Here is a 19007-nt window from a genome sequence, read left to right on the forward strand (position 1 = left end):
GACGCTGGTGGAGATTCTTGTCGTGGTAGCCATCTTGGCCGTGCTGGCAGCGATCGTGTATGTGCTGATGTCTCCGGCGCGCGAGAAAGGCCGGCAGACGTCGTGTATCTCCAACCTTCGTCAGATCGGCGTTGCCGTTGCCATGTATCGCTCTGACTACGAGGGAACTCGGGGCGAGGGTCGGGCTTCTTCGGGCAGCGGCTCCAACATTTGGGTACGTCTCGGGGTGCCGCCGCTGCCATTCGCGCTGCTGGACGCTCGCTACGTGACAAACAAGAGGATATTCGAGTGTCCGCACGACCCTGAGGTCAAGCGAGTTCCTCGCCGCGAGAGGGTGTTCAGCTACTCTTGGTGCCCTCTTCCATGCACCTTCTACCCTGACATGGAACGTGCAGTACCTTGCGAAGCGTCTAACCGACTCTATCGGGAAAAGGGCGAGCGCATGGTGCTCGCACTCGACGAGAACCACTGGTACTACCACTATTACAGTCCCTCGGACCCTTTGGAAAAGAGGCTCAAGCTGAGAATCGGAATGCTGCTCAGGCTCGACGGCTCGGTCGAGCGCCGGAACCTGAGCGATATCCCTCCGCGCACACAGGGCGGCTCGTGCGGGTTCTAGTTCGCGGATGGGGACATATCACGATAGGGAGGTAGTCGAGCATGCTCCGAGCAACGCTAAGGGCATCGCAGGTTGTTGCGGCAGTGCTGCTGTTCGCGATGGGCCTGTTGCGCCTAGTCGGCATGGGCTATGCACAACAGGAAGTTTGTCCACCAAGCCTCGTTCCTGATCCATGCTCGTTGACGTGCGAGTACTGGCGCAGCGCCAGTTTCTACTCGTGCAGCACAAAGGGCGGGCCGAAATGTTGTCAGTACGAGAGTTTCGTTGCCAGGTGCTATGATGGCCCGAACCCGCCCTGCTGGGGGACTTTCGAGGGTAGAATTCTCATTGGCACGTACTACGGCGTGGAGTGCAACGCCGCCGCAAACAGGTGCCCGGGCTTTCCGCCTCCGAACTAGTAAGGGGATTATCTTGCTAGAGTACGTGACGAGGCATGCTTGGTCCTCCGCACTTCCAGGATGGCGCAACATCGGTGCTTAACGCGAACACCAGGCCCGCGCTGGCGATAGCTGACACTTAGTAACCGCTCGAGGCTGGCTCGCATTTGCTTCGGTTGCGGCTGCAGTCCGTGCGACCAGCACAGGCAAGTCATGTGAGACCGCGGTCTTACGGAGTGAGCAAGTCTGCTCGCCTCCGCAGGCCGAGTCGGTCGTTCAGAGGCGTTATACTCAGTCACATGGCTCAGACGATTCGCATCCGCACTCGCGGCAACACCGACATCGTGGACATCACGCCGCAGCTCTTGCAGGCCGTGAGGGAGAGTGGGGCCAAGGAAGGTATCGTGTGCGCAGCAGTCGTCGGTTCCACCGCCTCGCTCACCACCGTGGAGTTCGAGCCGGGGCTCGTCGCCGACCTGCGGCGTGCGTTCGAGCAACTCGCCCCGCACGACGCCGTGTACGCCCACGAGCAACGCTGGCACGACGATAACGGCCACGCGCACGTCCGCGCTTCGCTGGTCGGTCCCTCCATCTGCCTGCCGGTGGTGGACGGCGCCCCGGTGCTCGGCACCTGGCAGCAGGCGGTGCTGATTGACTTCGACACCCGCCCCCGCGAACGCACCATCGTGGTGCAGGTCATTCCGGCTTGATTTCGCACGCCCCGGATGCCCTGCTGCCCGCCGCCTGAGCGCCGTAGGCTTGACATCCGTAGCAGAGAGGTGCTAAGTTCCCCCCTGCCTCTGTCGGGTCGCAAGGAGCATAGCCTGGTGCGAAGAGTTCTCATAGGGATGTGGGCCGCCACGCTCCCCCTCGCAGCCTGTCTCGCACAGGAGCCTGCGGAGGGAGACCCCTGCGGGTTGGTCTACCTCGGCAAAGAACTGAAGCTCGATCCTCCCGCACACCGCCTCGGCGACGAGTGCTTCCTGCCTATCGAACACGCGAAGGCCCTCGGCTGGGAGGTCAAGGCGCTCGGGGACCGCGGGCTTATCACCTCACGTGGAAAGCACGCCAATCTGTTCCTGCGCGACTTCGACGGCGTAGATTGTCTGCCTCTGCGCACGGCAGCGCAGCTCCTCGGTGGCGTCACCGAATGGCGCGATGACGGCAAGTCGCTACATGTGCTCGCTCGCTGCGAGTGGATCGGCGCCGGGGACGGCTCGCTATCCGTCAAGACATCCTTTCCCGTCAAGCCCAAAGTATCGGTTCTGACCACGCCCGACCGCGTGGTGCTGGACCTGCCGGGAACTCGATATGTCACCGCATCGCCCCCAGTGACGAAGAACATTGAGAAGGGCGTGCGCATGTTCCAGTTCCGCGGAGACACGCTGCGTGTGGTGTGCGACCTCGGTGCTGCCCCCAAGCTCAGTCCGCTCCGCACCATCAACGAGCGGCAGTACGAACTGTCCTGGACAGGCGCCCTGCTTGCCGCGCGCGACAAGACCGGCTTCACGGAGTACACGCCGCCCCCGGCCGCTGCCGCCAAGCCGACCGGAGACATAGCGAGCCTTGGCCCACCCTTGGTCAGCAAGGAATCGGATTCCGTCTACACCGTTCGCCTGCCCACCGATCGGCTGATCAAAGGCAAGACGGCCATTCGTCGCACCAGAGACACCGTGGAAGTCGAAATCCCGAATGCGGTGATCGAGGAAGCCGAGGAGACGCGAACCGACGGAGGGTTCCTCAGCCGGATCCGATTCAGCTCCAAGAGCGCCGGCCAGGCGGCCGCCGCGTTGCTGCAGTTTGCCGTCACCGGGGCGGTAGGCGTCAACATCGCGCCCGGAGCGCGCGAACTGGTGCTCACTCTGACCAAACCGAGGTCGGCGTCGGGGCGTATCTCGGAGAAGATCATCGTAATCGACCCGGGTCACGGCGGCAGCGATCCGGGAGCTCAATACGGAACCGGCGACCAGAAAGTGCAGGAAAAGACAGTCAACCTCGCAGTTGGACAGCGGGTCGCGAAGCTACTGGCCGAGCAGGGAGCCACCGTGATCATGACACGCAGCGACGACAGCTACCCCTCCCTGAAGGAGCGTGTCGAGACCGCGAATCTGTCGGAGGCCCACTTCTTCGTCAGCATCCACCACAACTCGAACCGGATCGCCGACAGCCGCTCGGGCACCTTCACGTACTATCACGGCGCGAGTCAGGAAGGGAAGCTGCTAGCCGAGTACATCCAGAAGGAGATCGCGGCTGTCAGTGGCCTGTCGGACCATGGTGCCGTCGCCGACACCACACGGTTCAAATCCGGCATGCACGTGCTGCGAAACACCAAGATGCCTGCGGTGTTGGTGGAGGTCGCCTACATCAACAACGCAACCGACCGCAGGCTGATCGTTACCGAGGACTTCCAGCAGAAGGTGGCGGCAGCTATCGCCAAGGGCATTCGTTCGTATCTAGGCGATTTGGAGGCGGAAGAATGAGAGGCGTTCTCGTCCTGATCCTGATTCTCGCGGTTGCCATGATTGCGGTGCTCGCCTACCTATCGCTCATGCCCAGCCCCAAGCCGCCCGGTGAGCCGCAAAACGGCCGGGACGCCATGCATGGACAGGATGAGGCCGGTCGTGTCAACGTGTTCAAGCCGTCCTATAAGGATGACAGGATGGTGCTGGAGCCCAAATCCATCAGCGTACCGCCCGGCCGCACCAAGCTTTTTGCCGCGGTCTCCGAGCTGATTCGCGATGAAAGGCTGTTTCCGAAGGGCGTGAAGCTGCTGGGTGCCGAGGTGAAGGGGAAGACCGCGGAACTCAACTTCAGCGAGGAGCTACGTGCAGGCTACTCCACAGACGAGGAGGAGGCGCTCCTGAAGTCGCTTTCCGCCACCGTCGGCCAGTTCCTCGAGGTGGAGAACATGCGCATCCTCGTCGCCGGCTCGCCGGTAGACACGTTGGGGAACGTGGACCTAAGCGATCCCGTCCCCGTCACGCGTAACCCGAAGGGGTAGACTCATCGCAACTTAACGCTGGTCCCCCAAGCCGCTGGGTCGTCGCGTGCCGCCGGCATCGGGGGTGTCGCAACAGGGGGTCGTTATGGCTCGTCCCGACGGGCGCAAACCGGAGGAACTGCGCCCGCTCCGCCTTCACCGAGGATATCTTAAATATGCGGAGGGTTCCTGCTTAATCGAACTGGGAAACACCCGCGTCCTTTGTGCCGCCTCCATCGAGGACCGGGTTCCGTCCTTTCTGAAAGGCAGCGGATCGGGCTGGGTCACCGCTGAGTACAACATGCTGCCTCGAGCATGCATCCAACGAACCCCTCGCGAGCGTGAGCGCGGCGCGGGTGGCCGCACGCAAGAGATCCAAAGGCTTATTGGACGCTCCCTGCGCTCGGTAGTGGACATGGAGGGTCTGGGCGAGCGGACGATTACCGTGGACTGCGACGTGATTCAGGGCGACGGCGGCACCCGCACGGCCTCCATCACGGGGGCATACGTCGCGCTGGCCGATGCTTTGGGCTGGCTTCGTGAGCGCGGCCTCATCGGGCGCTCGCTACTGACGGAAGCGGTGGCCGCTATCAGCGTCGGCGTCGTGATGGGAATCGAGCTGCTGGACCTCAACTACGAAGAGGACTCCCAGGCTGCGGTGGACATGAACGTCGTGATGACGGAGAGTGGCAAGTTCGTCGAGGTTCAGGGGACGGCGGAGCACGCACCCTTCACCGAGCAACGACTTGCGCGCATGCTGCATATGGCACAGCGCGGGATCGAGGCGATCATCGAGGTGCAGCGCGAGTGCCTTGCCACACCTCTATGAGACGTCTCATCATCGCCACGCACAACGCTGGGAAGGCGCGAGAGATGCTCACTATCCTGAAGGAGCACCTCCATGACATGCCTGTAGAGATCCGCACGCTGGCCGACTTCCCCGGCATGCCAAAGCCGGAAGAGCACGGCGATACCTATTTGCAGAACGCGGCAATCAAGGCCAGAGCGGCGGCCGACTCCCTGCACGAACTGGCAATCGCCGACGATGCGGGACTCGAAGTGGATGCCCTGAACGGAGAGCCCGGACTCCATTCGCGGCGCTATGCTGGCGTCGAAACGTCATTCGCCGACAAGATGACGCTGTTGCTCGAGCGCTTGAAGGACGTGCCCGAGCAAGAGAGAACCGCGCGCTTCCGTTGTGCAGTGGCTGTCGCCGAGCCCGCCGGCCCCACTCACCTCTTCACCGATACCTGCGAAGGGCGCATCGCCTTCGAACGTTCTGGAACCGGGGGATTCGGCTACGATCCCATTTTCTTTCTTCCCGACCTGGGCTGTACGATGGCCGATCTCACGCCCGAACAGAAGAACCGAATCAGCCACAGAGGCAAGACGCTGGCGGCTGCCGCTCCCGTCTTACGCCGACTTCTGCAGCAAGTGGCGAACGGATCGAGGGTATGAGCCCGTCCCTCAGGGTTGACTCCACAGCGCTGGTGTGCTAGTCTCACAATGGTCCGGTATCCCCCGTGCCGGATGAATCAAGGAGGAAGGCTGATGAAGCGAAGGCAAGAATGGACGGCCGCACCGTTTCTTCTTAGCGCGCTATTCCTCACGTTTGCCGTAGCGGCAAACGCTGTGTTGGTCGTTGACCCTAAGATCGTGGTGGAGAAGGCTCTCGAGCAGAACATGCTCGTCGTCCGATTCACGGACGCCCGCGTTTCGCTGGTCGAGCTTCGACTGAATGGCGCTCCCCTGGCAGTCCGCGAGGCCAAGGAGTCCTTTCGCTCTGGCGAAGTGACCTTTTCGTTGGACCCCAACGGATTGCCCGTGGGCCGGCACAGGCTCGAGGTAGTGCTGCGCGCGGCAGACGGTAAGGCGCTGGCTTCGACGGTCACCGATCTCACGATTGACGAGAAGCCGATGGCGCCAATCCTGATTCGCACACCGAAGTTCGGGGAGCAGGTTGCCGGCGAAGTGCAGATCGAAGTGCAAATCGGCCCCATGATCAAAAAGCCATTCGTGTCGCTCTTCGTGGACCGGCAGTTCCGTGAGTTGCGGAACATCCCTCCGTACCGGTTCGTGTGGGACACCACGCGCGAAGCGCCAGGATGGCATAGTGTGGAGGCGTGGGCTTACGACGAGGAACTGAACACCTACAAGTCGGTGCCGATTCAGATCTACGTCAACAATCCCGGCGGTCGAACGGAACGTGTGGGCGAGCAGCAGCGCCTGGCGGATCCGACTTTGGGTGGAACCGGGGACGACGGCGATCTGTTGGCAGGGTCCAGCGGCCTGAAGAGCGCGGGCGCAGGCGACACGATCGCCTCCGATGCTGGCGCCGCCATCACTCGCCCGGGCGATGTTCAGAATCTGCGTCACGGGCTCGTCTCGAACCCGGATAGCTTCGTACCAGTAGCGCCCGGCGCGCCCGCGAAGGAGATCGCGCTCGCCGATGCGCGGGTCTCCGGCCAGAGACTCGTCACGCCGCCGGCACCGAACGCCATAGCAGTCAAGCAGCCCACGACCGCAGACACCCCACAAACCGTCGAGCAATCTCGTCAGACCTCCATGCCCCCGGCGAAGACCGGCACGCAAGATGGCGGCAAAGTCAGCGCCAATCCCGATCACACGCCGCTTGTCGCGGTCGCTTCTAAGCCCGTTGCGCTAGGAGCCACCACCGTGACCACTTCCGTCCGCGCGACGCCCCCGCCGGCTCCATCCGCGGCAGCGGCGGCGAAGCCCAGCGGCGCCTTCTCCATCTTCTTCGACGGTCAGGAGATTCACTTCGACGTCTCCCCGCGAACGGTGGAGGGTGTACCGGTTGCGCCATTCCGCCATCTGTTTGCGCACGGCGGAGGCGAGGTCGGTTGGGACAACGCGACGAAGACGATGTCCGCAGACCGAATCGGTACCAGGATTCGCATCCGGATCGGCGATATGTTCGCCACCGTGAACGACAGCCGTGTTAGAATGGAAAGGGCCGCGTTCTTGGATGCAGGCCGCACGCTTGTTCCGCTCAGCTTTGTGCGGCAGGCATTGAACGTGGAGGTCGAATATGACCCTGCTACGGGCCACGTACTGATCACCTCCAAGGAATAGGTGAACCGTTTTGGAGGGGTCGAGTTCTCGACTCCTCCATCTCAATGAGGAGACGCGTCGCATGGCAATCGTGTGCTGCGGCGCGCAGATGGAACCGATTGATGGCGAAGCTCGATCCGCGGCGGCCGCGTGACCTGTTTCGGACTCCGTTGGCCGTCGCTACGCTGACAACTGGGGCAATCTTGCTAGGGCTGGTGTTCCGCCCGGACTTGCGAACCGACTCGCGACTCGTCTGGGTCGTGGGGTTTGCCGTGCTTGCCGGCTTGCTGGCTTCAGCACTGAGCAGTCGGCGCCGTTGGACGGTCGCGGCGTTCCTCATCGCCGCTGGGCTGGGACTCGTGGCGGGCTTGCATCCTCCGAGCATGGATGTTACCGCTTCGGCTCGTCCGCCTCGCTTCTCCGGAGTCCCCTAGCGTCCTCGAGGCCGGCTGACCCGCTGGCCCTAGGGAAGGTATCATCAGACCAACTCGTCCGCGTTGGAGAACCTGTTCTTGCTTGTCGCCTCAGCCGACCGAGCCGACCGTCCGGTGCCGGCTCTCATCGGGAACGGAGAGCTCGTCACGATGCTCGACCGGCATGGGTACCACTCCCCTCCGGGAGTGCAAAGCAGTCCGTTCCTAGATCCGCAATGCCTGTACATAGCAGGTCGTCGGCTGGCCGGACCGCGCCACGAAATGGTGCCGTTCGGCGTAGTGTCCCGCAACCTAACGTATCAGGGGGCGGAAGAACCTATCGCTCTCCAGGAGCAGAGCATCCACCTCGACACGGGCGAAGTGCGATCGAGAACGCTCCGAGGCAAACTGCTCGAGAGCACGCGCACCCTAATCCCTCTGTCCGGCAACGTGTTCCTTGTCGAGACCACTTTGCAGAACCAAGCCGACGAGCCACTCGATGTGGCTCTGGAAATCACCTATTCCTTCACGGATCGACACGGTGAAAGAGACCCAGAGCTACGTGTGGCAGACGACCTGTCGTTCGAAACCCATGACAACCTGGGACGAGTGTACTTCCAACACGACGGCCCGGGAACGACGGTAAGAGACGGGCTGGGTGTGCGTGCGCGGCACACTTGGTGGCTTCAGCCTGGAGTTGCCGTTACCGTGCGCACTTGGCTAGTCATCAGTGACCGCATCACATATCAGGATCCCCTCGACTCGCAGGACCTGGACGAACTGCTAACACGGAACGTCGAAGAGTGGCAGAGGTTCTGGTCGCGTAGCTCCGTCGAGACCGGAGACGAATCGGTGGACCGCTTCCGCAAGGTGGCGTTGTACACTTTGCGATGTCAGGCTACCCCGTGGTCCATCCCCCCGACCGTGAGCAGGCGCTGGTGGGATGGTGGTGCATTCCACGACGAGCTATACCCCTTCCTCGGCCTGCTCTCCGGCGGGTATGCCGATCTGGCGCGCAACATCCCCTACTACCGCCTAGCCACCTTGCCTAAGGCTGTTGCTCGCGCGCGCGGTAGGGGTGCGCTGTACGCCTGGAGCGCAACGGAGGCGGGCGACGAGCGTGACCCGCACGGGCATTGGTACACCGAGCGATTCCACCTAGGTCAGTTCGCTGCAACCGTCTGGTGGCTGTGGCTGTATCAAGAAGACATGGCAGAGCTCGAAGACCTCTATCCGGTGCTCCGAGAAATCGCCCGTTACTTCGAACTGCAAATGATCGAGACCTCGCCGGACGGCAAGGTGCGCACCAAGCGCTGTACCGACTTCGACGAGTCGGTCGGTCAGGTCAGCGGCGGGCCGATGACGATGGGTGCTGCAATCTACTCTTTGGAGCGTGCCACCGAGGCGGCACGGCGACTCGGCCGAGAGCGGGAGCGCTCGCGTAGGTGGGAACGGCTGGCCCATCGGCTTCGCGACTCACTCCCGGTGGACCGCACCGAAAAACGCTATGCCATACCGGACGGAAAAGACTTGCACTACTCCATCGTAGGTATGGTGTTCCCGTTCGCTGTGGACGCGGGAAGTGAGTACGCTCGTAACACCCTGCGCATGATCCACGAACGCGCGCGCACCGACTTCGGATGGAAACCTGGGTGGAACCCGGCATTCGACGACTCAGTGTGGATGTGGACGGCCGGCCACCTCGGGATGTGTCACTCTATGGTAGGTGATGGCGAGCGCGCCTGGGACTGCGTGCGCACCGGACCGGAGTCCGCGAGCCAGTTCCATTCACCGAACGAGCATCTGAAAAACGGCGTGCCTGTCGTCCCGTGGTTCACCACCGGGTGCGGCGCGTGGCTTGCCGCGCTGCACTGGATGTTCGTGCGAGTGGATGATGACGGCATGCACCTGCTGCCTGCTATTCCGGAGAGCCTGAGCAACTTCCGGTTCCACGGCCTCGCGGGTGCCTCGGGGGTCACGGTCGCTTGTGAGGTCAAGGATGGCAAACTGGCTTCGCTGAGCATGACGTCGCGCGTGCCGCAGGCCCTGACCTTTCAGCTGCCTAAGTGCTTCCTTCCGACTATGCAAGCCATCGCGATCGGTGAGCATGACGACTTCGGTGAGACTTGGCGCTTCCGCGTCAATCTCGATCCGGGTGAGAATTGTCTGCTATGACCGCCACCATCGAAACCCATGGCCTTAGGAAGAAGTTTCGCTCGCTGCTGGGCAAAGAGCTGGTAGCAGTGGATGGGCTTGACCTTTCGGTCGAGCGTGGCTCCGTCTTCGGGTTGTTGGGTCCGAATGGGGCAGGGAAGACCACGACGATCCAGATGTTGCTGGGAAACGTGCGTCCCACGGGAGGCAGTGGAACACTGCTAGGCAAGCCGCTCGGGCATACCGCCACGAAACAGCACATAGGCTTCTTGCCCGAGAAGTTCCAGTTCCATGACTTCCTAACAGCCGAGGAGTTTCTGCACTTCCACGGTCGTCTCGTAGGCATGGATTGGCCGGACCTGCGCAGGCGCACCGATGAGGTGCTGGAAACGGTGGGTCTATCCGATAGGCGAAAGAGCCAAATACGCGAGTTCTCGAAAGGAATGCAGCAGCGCATCGGGCTGGCACAGGCGATACTCCATCAACCGGCGCTAGTGATCCTGGATGAGCCGACCTCCGCACTGGATCCTATCGGACGGCGCGACGTGCGCGATGTGATACGCCACCTAAAGCAACGCGGAGCTACGGTGATGCTCAACTCCCACCTGCTGTCCGAAGTCGAGATGGCGTGCGACAGCGTTGCGATTATCAACAAGGGGAGGGTGGTACGGCACGGGACACTCGATTCGCTGCTTCTTTCCAAGTCGGTCGTCGAGGTAGAAGCGCGGGACGTAACTCAGGAAGCTCTGGATGCATTGGACCGGTTCGCGCGTGTCATCTCTCGCGATGCGGATCGCTACACAGTAGCCGTCAGCTCGGACGAGGACATCCCGGAGGTCGCCACAACACTCGTCCGCCACAACGCCAAACTCATGCAGATGCACTACCAGCGTGAATCGCTCGAGGAGTTCTTCATTCGCACCATCCAAGACGACGCGCAGGGAGGGCAGAGGTAGTGCGTAGCATCCTGCTGATCGCTTCCATCACTATTCGCGAGGCGATGCGCCGCCGCGTGTGGCTGGGTGTTCTGGTGATCTTGGTGGGGCTTGCCCTCATAGACTTTACCGTTCCTCCTGGGATGCAGAAGCACTCTCGGTTCGGTGGCGACAGCGCCGAGCGGCTGAAGCACGGTATCGAGATGGCCCAGTACTTCGGCGCCCGTATCATGCTGTTCTTCTCCAGTATCATGGCCATTCTGCTCGGAGCCAGCCAGGTGTCCGCAGAGGTGGAACGAGGTACGCTTGCCACCATTCTCGCCAAGCCCATTCGGCGCGTGCAGGTGCTGCTCGGAAAGTGGCTCGGGCTGGTAGCTTTCGGCGTGTGCGTGATCCTGTTTTGCTATAGTGTGAACTGGCTGGTGCTGAGCCTGCGCTACGGCTTCGGCGCGGGAGCCACGTTCAATGTCCCGGCGCTCTTGGTCATGCTACTGTATCCTACACTCTACGGGACCATCACGATGGCCTGGTCGTCGTTCGCCGGTATGGCGCTGTCGCTGCTGCTTACCGCAATGATTTATGCGGCTACCTTCGTCGGTGATGGCATCGTGCAACTGATCGCCCAGCTAACCGACAACAAGTCGCTCAAGGACCTGGAACTACTATCGAGATGGGTGATTCCACACCAACGACTGGGTGAATGGCTGTTCAGTCTGGAAAAGGGATTGGCAACCACCATCGTACAAGCGATTCGGGGCGTTCCCGAGGGCACGCTGTTCGATAAGCTGTACATCTTCATCTACATCATCGCCTTCTTCTGGTTCTCCCATCTGATCTTCTCTCGCCGTGACGTGCAGTAGGCTGCCGGGGAGCCCTACGTAGTTTCAGAACGTCGTGCCGAGCCCCACGAAGCATGGGAGCGGCAGCCGCGGTCCCTCACCCCTCGCCGTGGCGAGGGTCTGGTTCTGTGCAAAGGACCCTCAGCCGCTGTGCCGGCCCCGTGCGGGTATGATCCGGGGCGCCACGCTCGATGGTGCGAGGAGGCGCCCCGTGTCCCGAACTGACCGACTTCGACACTTCGATTTTGCAGCACATAACGCAGAGCAGGCACGAGCCTGGGATGCCTTCCGCGCCGGCAAGCCGTACCGTGTCCCTATCATCCTCGGCGTCAACTCGCGCTACTTCATGCCTATCTCCGAGGCCAACCCCGACAACGTGGACTTCCGCACCTACACCGAAGACCCCGATGTTATGTTCGACAGCCTCCTCCGCTTCCAGCGATGGAGCCGATTCAATCTCCTCCAGGACACTGAGTTGGGCCTTCCGGAGAAGTGGGTGATAGGGTTGGACTTTCAGAACTACTACGAGGCTGTGTGGCTCGGCTGTCCGCTGTACTTTGCCGAAGGAGAGGTGCCCGACAGTAGACCCGCCTACCGTGACAACCCGGAAAGCCTACTAGACCGTGGCATTCCCGATCCGTTCTCCGGCCTCATGGCAAAGGTGTTGGAGTACCAAGAGCACTTCGAGCATCGCGCCAAGAACGAAGACTATCTGGGACGGCCCATCGAGGTGACACCTCCCTGGTGTGGGCTAGGGACTGACGGTCCTATGACGCTCTGCTGCAGCCTGTTCTCTGCGGACCGGACATGTACTATGCTGGCCGAGGAGCCGGAGCGCATGGAGCGATTGCTTACTTTCGTGACCGACGCCATACTAACCAAGACCGTCGCCTTCCGCAAACGGTTCGGAGTGGACGTGCCGATGGACGACATGATGATCGCCGATGACAGCATCGCGCTCATCTCCACTCCAATGTACAAAGAGATGATCCTGCCACACCACCGCCGAATCTACGACACTCTCGCCACTCCCGTGGGTCGCGGCATCCACCTCTGCGGAAACGCGACGAGGCACTTCCGCATGCTCATGGAGGAACTAGGTATCGTCACTTTCGACACCGGCTTCCCCGTGGACTTCGGTGCGCTACGCCGGGAGTTGGGCCCCACTGCTCGGATCTGGGGCGGACCACACGTGGAGCTGCTGCGCACCGCCACGCCGGAGGAGGTGCGACTCGAGGTCGAGCGCATCCTGAGCTCCGGCATCCTGGAAGGTGGCATGTTCGTGCTGCGCGAAGGCAACAACCTCGCTCCCCACACGCCCATCGAGAACACCGAGGCGATGTACCACGCCGGCCGCGAGTTCGGACTACTAGGCGCCGAGAGCTAGCAGGCGCGTTACACCAGCCGATGTACGGACGGCCCGAAGTCTGCAATGTAGTACTCGGCGGTGTGAGTCCCTGGTGGCGCGATGGCGTCAATCGCCTTTCGGTCCTCGTCCGTGATCTGGATGCTCAGCGATGATAGGTTGTCTTCGAGCTGCTCCATCGTGCGCGGGCCGATGATGGGCGATGTGATGCCCGGCTGCGACGCGCACCATGCCAGTGCCAGTTGACTGGGTGGCACTCCGCGCTCACGAGCATAGTTGTTGAAGCCCTCGATAACGGATTCCGCACCTGGGCCGATCTGACGAATCGGTTGCGTTTGGCTATAGCGTGCGCCCTCGGGCTTCGATCCGCCCAAGTACTTGCCAGTGAGCAGTCCGCCGGCGAGCGGCGACCATGGTAACAGTGCGATGCCATAGCTGATGCAGCATGGCACTAATTCTCGCTCGATCCGCCTGTCGAGTAGGTTGTAAGGAGGCTGCTCGCTTACGAACCGATTGATTCCCAGCTCCTTGGCAACCCAGATCGCTTCCGTGATCTGCCACGCTGCAAATGTGGTAGTGCCGACATATCGGACCTTCCCGGCACGTATCAGGTCGTCTAGCGCACGCAACGTCTCGTCGATCGGAACGCTGGGCTGAGGGCGGTGAATCTGATACAGGTCGATCCAGTCTGTCTGCAATCGCTTCAAAGACGCCTCGCACGATTGCATGATGTGACGCCGGCTGTTTCCGAAGTCGTTCGGTTCATCACTCATGCGTGCGTGCACCTTCGTCGCCAGCACGATCCGCTCGCGCAGCCCGCTTGCCAGCGCCTTTCCGACGATGGTCTCGCTCGCACCCTTACCATACACATTGGCAGTATCTATGAAGTTCACGCCCTGCTCGATGGCATGGTGGATGATCTCGATGGAATCCCTCTCCTCGGTGCCCCAGCCGAAGTTCATGCAGCCGAGGCACAACTTGCTCACCTGTACCCCGGTCCTACCCAACGCAACGTATTCCATCTGACTTCCTCCTCTACGCGAGTTCCCGCAGTTAGGTTACCCCAGCCGGTGCAACCCCCACTCCGCAGGCTCATGGGATGCCCGCCTGTACCCACTCGGGCGGGTTTGGTCACGCTGAGCGCTGTCGAAGCGCGCCGTCATCTGCCGAGAGCCTATGGTTTGTGCCGGTGCGCTTCGACAGCGCTCAGCGTGACAGGCCTGTGAAGTGGATTGGGGCCCGCGGGTCCGCTCCTGCGAGCCCCGAACCACGGCCTACTTCAGCGAGCCGATGTCCAGCAGGTCCGCCTCGTCCGTCGGCAGGCGATTGCCCAGGAACGTGTCCACCACCAGCACGATGCGACCGTTCGGACTGTCCTCGCGAGGTACCAGGAAGTACCCGATCACCTGGTCCGCATGGCGCTTAACGCCCTGCTTAGCCGCCTCTGGCCCCACCGGCAGCAGGCGAAGGAACACGTCGTAGGCTTCCGGACGCAAGAACAGCAGGTCTCGCATCTGCCCACCACGCGAATACCTAACAACCGCTGCCATCTCCTTCGGCGAGAAGAACCAGTTGAGCTGATTGTTCAATGCGGTCTCGTTCCGGTCGGGTTTGCCTATCACGTACGGGGCGATGGCCGCACTCACGTTCTCCTTCGAGAGATCGAAGAAGATGTCGTCGTTGGCCGTCATCGTGCGATAGCCTGTCACGTCGCGCAGATCCTGCAGTGTCAACTCGGGCAGCAGCATCGTGTAGTCGTCCGCCACATCCTCCCAGCGATATGTCTTGGGAGACCGCGCATTGAACTGCTCCACCTGCGGCATCACGAAGCCCGCCGGCCTCGCCGACTGCCATCGAAGACCAGGCACTTCGCGGTTCAGATGGTCACAGAAGCGAACCGAGAAGCCCCAACAATCCTCGCGCTCGCCGGGGATCATCCAGTCCTCGCCATGTTGCGCGTTGGTGATCTGCACCATCAGGCTGTTCCACCCGGGTTCCAGCATGACGGCAGACGAGACTTGGTCCTTCTCCTTCGCTTCCTGGAACAACACGACGGCCCAATACACGCCTTTGTGTACCAGGCGACCGTTCAACCACACACGGATGTTGTCGTCGGCACCCAGCCACATTCGCACCTTCTGCTTCTTCGGCGAATACACGTAGGTGTGCGCGAAGGCGAAAGCGTTCTTCGGAGCATCCGGCCACACCTTCTTGAAGTCCACATAGCCGTCTTCCACCACGGGTTTCTGCGTGAGACTGGCGATGTCCGGGGGCGTCACGGCCGCGGTCTTGTCGCGAGCCTCGCGCGAGAAACGCTCATCCACCTTGTCCGTCTCTGCCATCAGCCGGAACGGACCGGAGACCACCCAATCCTCGACATGCTCGGTCGTGTAAGGATCGCTGCCACGAATGAACTGGTACATACCCGGTGTGGTGTAGTACCTGTTGCTCGACTTGTGCCCCATGCCCATGCTGGAGATCGGCTGGAAACCGCACCAGTCGGACGAATGTGTCACAGGAGTACCGATCCCCAGCTCGCTCGTAATCAGGGCCCAGTCCAGCGAATGATTCCATTCATGATACATGACATCCCATTCACGGAGGCCCATGTTGATAGATGCGGAACGATCCGGCCCGCAGTCGTGGCCCATGCAGTCCGAAGCTCCCCAGCCCGTGAATTTGAAGAACGCCTCGGTGCTGCCACGCTCGAACAAGCCTTGGAAGGGCCTGGGATCGGTATGAGCCGTGTTGTCGAATTCCGTCTCATACACCTTGTAGGTGTTCACCATCCTCAGCCTTCCCTTCGACACCGCCTCCATGATGGTGGAACACCAGCCCCACACTTTACGCACGTAGTCCATCTGCTCGTCGTTCATCGTGAGCACGCGCGTGCCATCCCCTTCCCGCACACGGAACTGCTTGAAGAAGCCAATGTGGTTGCGATAGGTGTTGGAACCTTCCTTGGGGTACAGATCTGCGGCCTTCTGATAGTAGGGAATGATGTTCTCCATTCGCATGTCGAGGTCGGAATCGCGGTAAGCGAGTGAGTCCGCAAGCATGAACCACGCGTCCGGATCGCGCGGCATCAGCTCGGTCGCTTTACGGAAGCTGTCTACCGCGAGGTCCCAGTATCTCCCGTGCATGCAGAAGAGCCCGAGGTCGTAGTAGCCGCGACCCGTCTTGATCTTGGCGAACTGCTCGTAAGCCGCGGCCCAGCGGGCCAATCGCCGTAGCAGCGAGGCGGCCGCCGGCGTCTTGTCAGGAGTCACTCCCCCTAACAGCCGCGTGCGCGCGGCTGGATAGGCGCCCTCCCAAAAGCGCAACACGCCTTCACGGTAGGAACCGGGAGTGGGCAGCTTCGATAGATCACCTGTCAGCTCGACACCGAGCTTGTCGGCATCGTCCGTGAAGTACATTTTGATTCGTGTGCCACGCGGCAGCGTGCCTTTTACCTCGACCTTCACCTCGCGCTTCCCTTTGGTCAGGGCAGTGGGCAAGAATGTCACCGCCCCCATCTGCCCCAGCGCCGTCCCTTCTGCGGAGATGTCGTATGTGCTCGTCACTTTGCCAGGTCGCACGAGCACGATCTGGCCGGCCGGCACGTCGAAGCGGGTCCGGCGAGGCCTTACAACGAACGTGGTGGCTGCTGCGCCGGGCACTGCACTCGAACCTTGAACGTAGCCGAACTCCTTCTCACTCGCCGCGTCACCCACTCGCAGCTCGCCACACGGCAGCCAGAACGCATAGCCATCGTGTGGGTTCTGTGCGAGCACGGGCACTGCGCAAACAAGTGTCACGATGATGCTGATTGCTAGTTTCATATCGAGTTCTCCTGTCTCTATCGGCCACCGCCGCTCAGCCGCAGCCATTCGGGTCGTCTGGGAGGGTCAGTAATCCACAGGGCGTAGGTAGTACTCGCCAATGGCAGTGTCAGAAAGCACACATACGGTAGGCAGGTGACGCTTCCAGTGAGTGGAGTCGAGCCGCGCGCGAGCGATCTCCACGTCCTCTGCGCGAAAGCCCATACGGGTCAGGCGGTCTGTTCGCACACCACGAAGTAGGTGGTACAGAATGCGGTCGAGCTTGACGTAGCTGATCCCCAAATCGTCTTCGTCGGTCTGTCCTTTGATCAGGTCTGCGGATGCAGGCTTCTCGACGATCACATCGGGCACGCCTACGTGCCGAGCGAGCTGCCACACCTGCGTCTTGAACAGGTCGCCGATGGGGTTGATCGGCGGCGAGTCGTCGGCGTGCCAGGTGAAGTACCCCATCAGCCGCTCGGTCTTGTTGCCCGTTCCGATAGGCAGGGCGCTGAGCTTCGCGGCTTGGTCGAAAAGGACGATCATCCGCTGCCGTGCGCACACATTGCCCAGCCGTGCCGGACTTATGTCCGGCTCGTGAGTAGAGACATAACCGTCCACCGCTGCGGTGATATCCACCTCGCGCCCATGGCAGCCGAGCGTTCCGATCACCATGTCCGCATGTGCCACGCTCTCGTGGCTACTCACCTTCGAGTAAGGCATCTTGAACAGGTACACGTGCTCCGGACCGAACGCTTCCACACACAAGAATGCCACCAGCGCCGAGTCCACCCCGCCCGACACGCCGAGCACCGCGTTCTCAAAGCCCCTTCGGTCCCTCACCTCGCTGCGAAGAAAAGCAACCAGCCAATCGGCAACGAGCGATGGATTGATACGTAACATCTCGTCCGAATCGGCGGTCGTTTTCGGCGCTATGTGGACCTTAAGAGGCATCGGCGGCATCCTCGACCAGCGTGTCCATCTCCGCCACGACGTCCCCCAATGCGCTGCGCAGGTCCGCTAGCAGAGGCGAGTTCAGACGGGCAGTTTCGATGTCGCTCGGATCGCAATCGGCTACCAGCAGCGCCTCCTCGGTAGTAGGCGCCTCGGCTATTACCTGTCCGAGCGGGTTCACGATCATGCTGCCGCCGATCAGCCCCTTTCCCCCCTCGAATCCTACAAGGCTGGCGTTGAAGACGAACACACTGTGCTCCTCGGCAGCGGACACAACCAACTGGCGGTACTTCGCTAGGTTGCCTATCACCTCTCCAGAGAAGCCACGCCCCGGCGACGCAGTGACAAGGTACACGAGCTGCGCTCCGCGCAGTGCTACGATGGTAGTACTGATGCTGTGCCACACGTCTTCGCATATCAGTACCGCCGCCTTCCCGAAGCGGGTAGGAAAAGCTCCGAAGGTCCGACCGCGCCGCACGAATCGCCCCTCGTCGAACACGCCGTAGGTGGGCAGGAAAAACTTGCGGTGCACGTGCGCGATTCGAGAGTTACCCGGTGACAGCTCGCAATACATTGCGGAGTTGTACAGGTGTCCCGCGGCGGCCTCGTAGAAACCGACCACCACATCCATAGGCCGCTCGATGCCTGCAGCCACAAATCCCCGGACCAGGTCGGCGTGCAGCTGTTCTGCCGGGACTGCAGCCTCTCCGACGCCGCCCTCCAGAAAGTAGCCCGTGACCGCGGTCTCAGGGAACACGACGACATCGGCAGGCGGGTCGAGGGCGCTCGCCTGTGCCAGAACCTCGGTCACTCTCTCCAGGTTCGCGGGGTAGTCGGCCTTCTTGGGGCGGATCTGAGCCGCCGCAACTCGGAAAGGCGCCGGAGAAGACCGGAGCGGCTGCTTCACTTGCACGAGTCTACCTCGGGCTTGCCTTCAGGAATCGCCGGCGCGCTGCCGACAATCCGAAGTGTAACGGAAGTAACGCAATGGATGATACGAGCAGCGTCCGGTTCGCGGATTCATACGCCGTTCCGGCCACACGCGAGGACTTGTGGGAGGCACTCACCAACCCCGACCGGATCCGGGAGTGGCACCTGTGCAATGTGGAGAAGTTCGAGGCCACCGAGGGCGGCGAAATCGAGTTCAGCGCGTCCGGACAGACGGTGATCAAGGGACGAGTCACTCGCGTGGAACCAGGTGAGTTGCTGGAGCACACCTTCCGCTTCACCGCCCATTCCGAAGAACCCGAGACCATCGTCACCTTCACTATCGAGGGGCACTCGACCTGCTCGCGACTGACCCTCGTGCACTCCGGCTTCCCGGCAGTGAACGTTACGTTCAGAGACGTGGTAGCATGCTGGCCGCTGCTGATCTGCGGCCTTCAGGAGTCTCTCCGCCAGCGCCATTACTCCAAGCGCAACCGCCCCGCCGCATAGCGAGACTCCCATGCCCTGGCACGCATCCTGGCTCTACGCTCATCCATAGAATGCTGCA

At 61.7% G+C, this 19007-nt stretch carries 17 protein-coding genes; 13 read left to right on the plus strand and 4 right to left on the minus strand.

Annotated features, from left to right (window positions below):
* The 12 genes from HRF45_05595 to HRF45_05650 form a co-directional block, all read left to right on the plus strand.
* A partial coding sequence (locus tag HRF45_05595) for a type II secretion system protein (protein ID MEP0766001.1) occupies positions 1 to 619 on the plus strand: 619 nt, incomplete at its 5' end.
* A gap of 676 nt (positions 620 to 1295) precedes the next feature.
* Positions 1296 to 1706, plus strand: coding sequence for a YjbQ family protein (locus HRF45_05600; protein ID MEP0766002.1), 411 nt, complete (start codon positions 1296 to 1298; stop codon positions 1704 to 1706).
* Between the two features lie 117 nt (positions 1707 to 1823).
* Positions 1824 to 3476 (plus strand): N-acetylmuramoyl-L-alanine amidase, encoded by a 1653-nt coding sequence (locus tag HRF45_05605; protein ID MEP0766003.1) that lies wholly within the window; start codon positions 1824 to 1826, stop codon positions 3474 to 3476.
* Positions 3473 to 3997: a GerMN domain-containing protein gene (locus HRF45_05610; protein MEP0766004.1), complete on the plus strand. Its 525-nt coding sequence runs from the start codon at positions 3473 to 3475 to the stop codon at positions 3995 to 3997. The genes HRF45_05605 and HRF45_05610 overlap by 4 nt, the downstream gene beginning before the upstream one ends.
* Positions 3998 to 4082: 85 nt before the next feature.
* Positions 4083 to 4805, plus strand: coding sequence for a ribonuclease PH (gene rph, locus HRF45_05615; GenBank protein ID MEP0766005.1), 723 nt, complete (start codon positions 4083 to 4085; stop codon positions 4803 to 4805).
* Positions 4802 to 5434, plus strand: a complete 633-nt coding sequence (rdgB, locus tag HRF45_05620; GenBank protein MEP0766006.1) for an RdgB/HAM1 family non-canonical purine NTP pyrophosphatase — start codon at positions 4802 to 4804, stop codon at positions 5432 to 5434. Before rph ends, rdgB begins: the two co-directional genes overlap by 4 nt.
* Positions 5435 to 5527: 93 nt before the next feature.
* Positions 5528 to 7072 (plus strand): copper amine oxidase N-terminal domain-containing protein, encoded by a 1545-nt coding sequence (locus HRF45_05625; protein MEP0766007.1) that lies wholly within the window; start codon positions 5528 to 5530, stop codon positions 7070 to 7072.
* Between the two features lie 101 nt (positions 7073 to 7173).
* A complete protein-coding gene (locus HRF45_05630; GenBank protein MEP0766008.1) occupies positions 7174 to 7485 on the plus strand; it encodes a hypothetical protein in 312 nt (103 codons plus the stop codon).
* 78 nt (positions 7486 to 7563) lie between these two features.
* Positions 7564 to 9639: a hypothetical protein gene (locus HRF45_05635; GenBank protein MEP0766009.1), complete on the plus strand. Its 2076-nt coding sequence runs from the start codon at positions 7564 to 7566 to the stop codon at positions 9637 to 9639.
* Positions 9636 to 10574 carry an ABC transporter ATP-binding protein gene (locus HRF45_05640; GenBank protein MEP0766010.1) on the plus strand — a complete coding sequence of 313 codons (939 nt, stop codon included), beginning with the start codon at positions 9636 to 9638 and terminating at the stop codon, positions 10572 to 10574. The genes HRF45_05635 and HRF45_05640 overlap by 4 nt, the downstream gene beginning before the upstream one ends.
* Positions 10574 to 11413 carry an ABC transporter permease gene (locus HRF45_05645; GenBank protein ID MEP0766011.1) on the plus strand — a complete coding sequence of 280 codons (840 nt, stop codon included), beginning with the start codon at positions 10574 to 10576 and terminating at the stop codon, positions 11411 to 11413. The genes HRF45_05640 and HRF45_05645 overlap by 1 nt, the downstream gene beginning before the upstream one ends.
* A 190-nt stretch (positions 11414 to 11603) precedes the next feature.
* Entirely contained in the window at positions 11604 to 12779 is a 1176-nt protein-coding gene (locus tag HRF45_05650; GenBank protein MEP0766012.1) for a hypothetical protein, read from the plus strand.
* Between the two features lie 8 nt (positions 12780 to 12787).
* On the opposite strand, the gene HRF45_05655 is transcribed toward HRF45_05650, so the two are convergent.
* The 4 genes from HRF45_05655 to HRF45_05670 all read right to left on the minus strand — a co-directional run bounded on the left by HRF45_05655 (position 12788) and on the right by HRF45_05670 (position 18419).
* Positions 12788 to 13780 (minus strand): aldo/keto reductase, encoded by a 993-nt coding sequence (locus HRF45_05655; GenBank protein MEP0766013.1) that lies wholly within the window; start codon positions 13778 to 13780, stop codon positions 12788 to 12790.
* 252 nt (positions 13781 to 14032) lie between these two features.
* Entirely contained in the window at positions 14033 to 16579 is a 2547-nt protein-coding gene (locus HRF45_05660; protein MEP0766014.1) for a hypothetical protein, read from the minus strand.
* Positions 16580 to 16645: 66 nt separating this feature from the next.
* Positions 16646 to 17512 (minus strand): NAD+ synthase, encoded by an 867-nt coding sequence (locus tag HRF45_05665; protein ID MEP0766015.1) that lies wholly within the window; start codon positions 17510 to 17512, stop codon positions 16646 to 16648.
* On the minus strand, positions 17502 to 18419 hold the full coding sequence (locus HRF45_05670; protein MEP0766016.1) for a beta-ureidopropionase: 918 nt from the start codon (positions 18417 to 18419) through the stop codon (positions 17502 to 17504). Before HRF45_05670 ends, HRF45_05665 begins: the two co-directional genes overlap by 11 nt.
* An 80-nt stretch (positions 18420 to 18499) precedes the next feature.
* Between HRF45_05670 and HRF45_05675 the strand changes: the two genes are divergently transcribed.
* The gene (locus tag HRF45_05675; GenBank protein ID MEP0766017.1) at positions 18500 to 18949 is read left to right on the plus strand and encodes an SRPBCC domain-containing protein; all 450 of its coding nucleotides are present in this window, start codon (positions 18500 to 18502) and stop codon (positions 18947 to 18949) included.
* Positions 18950 to 19007: the final 58 nt, after the last annotated feature.

Source organism: Fimbriimonadia bacterium (assembly GCA_039961735.1).
Taxonomy (GTDB): domain Bacteria; phylum Armatimonadota; class Fimbriimonadia; order Fimbriimonadales; family JABRVX01; genus JABRVX01.

Bases quoted from the DNA above. Each gene is read 5' to 3' on its own strand.
- HRF45_05600 (MEP0766002.1), top strand. From the start codon at position 1,296: ATGGCTCAGACGATTCGCATCCGCACTCGCGGCAACACCGACATCGTG.
- HRF45_05610 (MEP0766004.1), top strand. From the start codon at position 3,473: ATGAGAGGCGTTCTCGTCCTGATCCTGATTCTCGCGGTTGCCATGATT.
- rph (MEP0766005.1), top strand. From the start codon at position 4,083: ATGGCTCGTCCCGACGGGCGCAAACCGGAGGAACTGCGCCCGCTCCGC.
- rdgB (MEP0766006.1), top strand. From the start codon at position 4,802: ATGAGACGTCTCATCATCGCCACGCACAACGCTGGGAAGGCGCGAGAG.
- HRF45_05625 (MEP0766007.1), top strand. From the start codon at position 5,528: ATGAAGCGAAGGCAAGAATGGACGGCCGCACCGTTTCTTCTTAGCGCG.
- HRF45_05630 (MEP0766008.1), top strand. From the start codon at position 7,174: ATGGCGAAGCTCGATCCGCGGCGGCCGCGTGACCTGTTTCGGACTCCG.
- HRF45_05640 (MEP0766010.1), top strand. From the start codon at position 9,636: ATGACCGCCACCATCGAAACCCATGGCCTTAGGAAGAAGTTTCGCTCG.
- HRF45_05655 (MEP0766013.1), bottom strand. From the start codon at position 13,780: ATGGAATACGTTGCGTTGGGTAGGACCGGGGTACAGGTGAGCAAGTTG.
- HRF45_05660 (MEP0766014.1), bottom strand. From the start codon at position 16,579: ATGAAACTAGCAATCAGCATCATCGTGACACTTGTTTGCGCAGTGCCC.
- HRF45_05665 (MEP0766015.1), bottom strand. From the start codon at position 17,512: ATGCCTCTTAAGGTCCACATAGCGCCGAAAACGACCGCCGATTCGGAC.
- HRF45_05675 (MEP0766017.1), top strand. From the start codon at position 18,500: ATGGATGATACGAGCAGCGTCCGGTTCGCGGATTCATACGCCGTTCCG.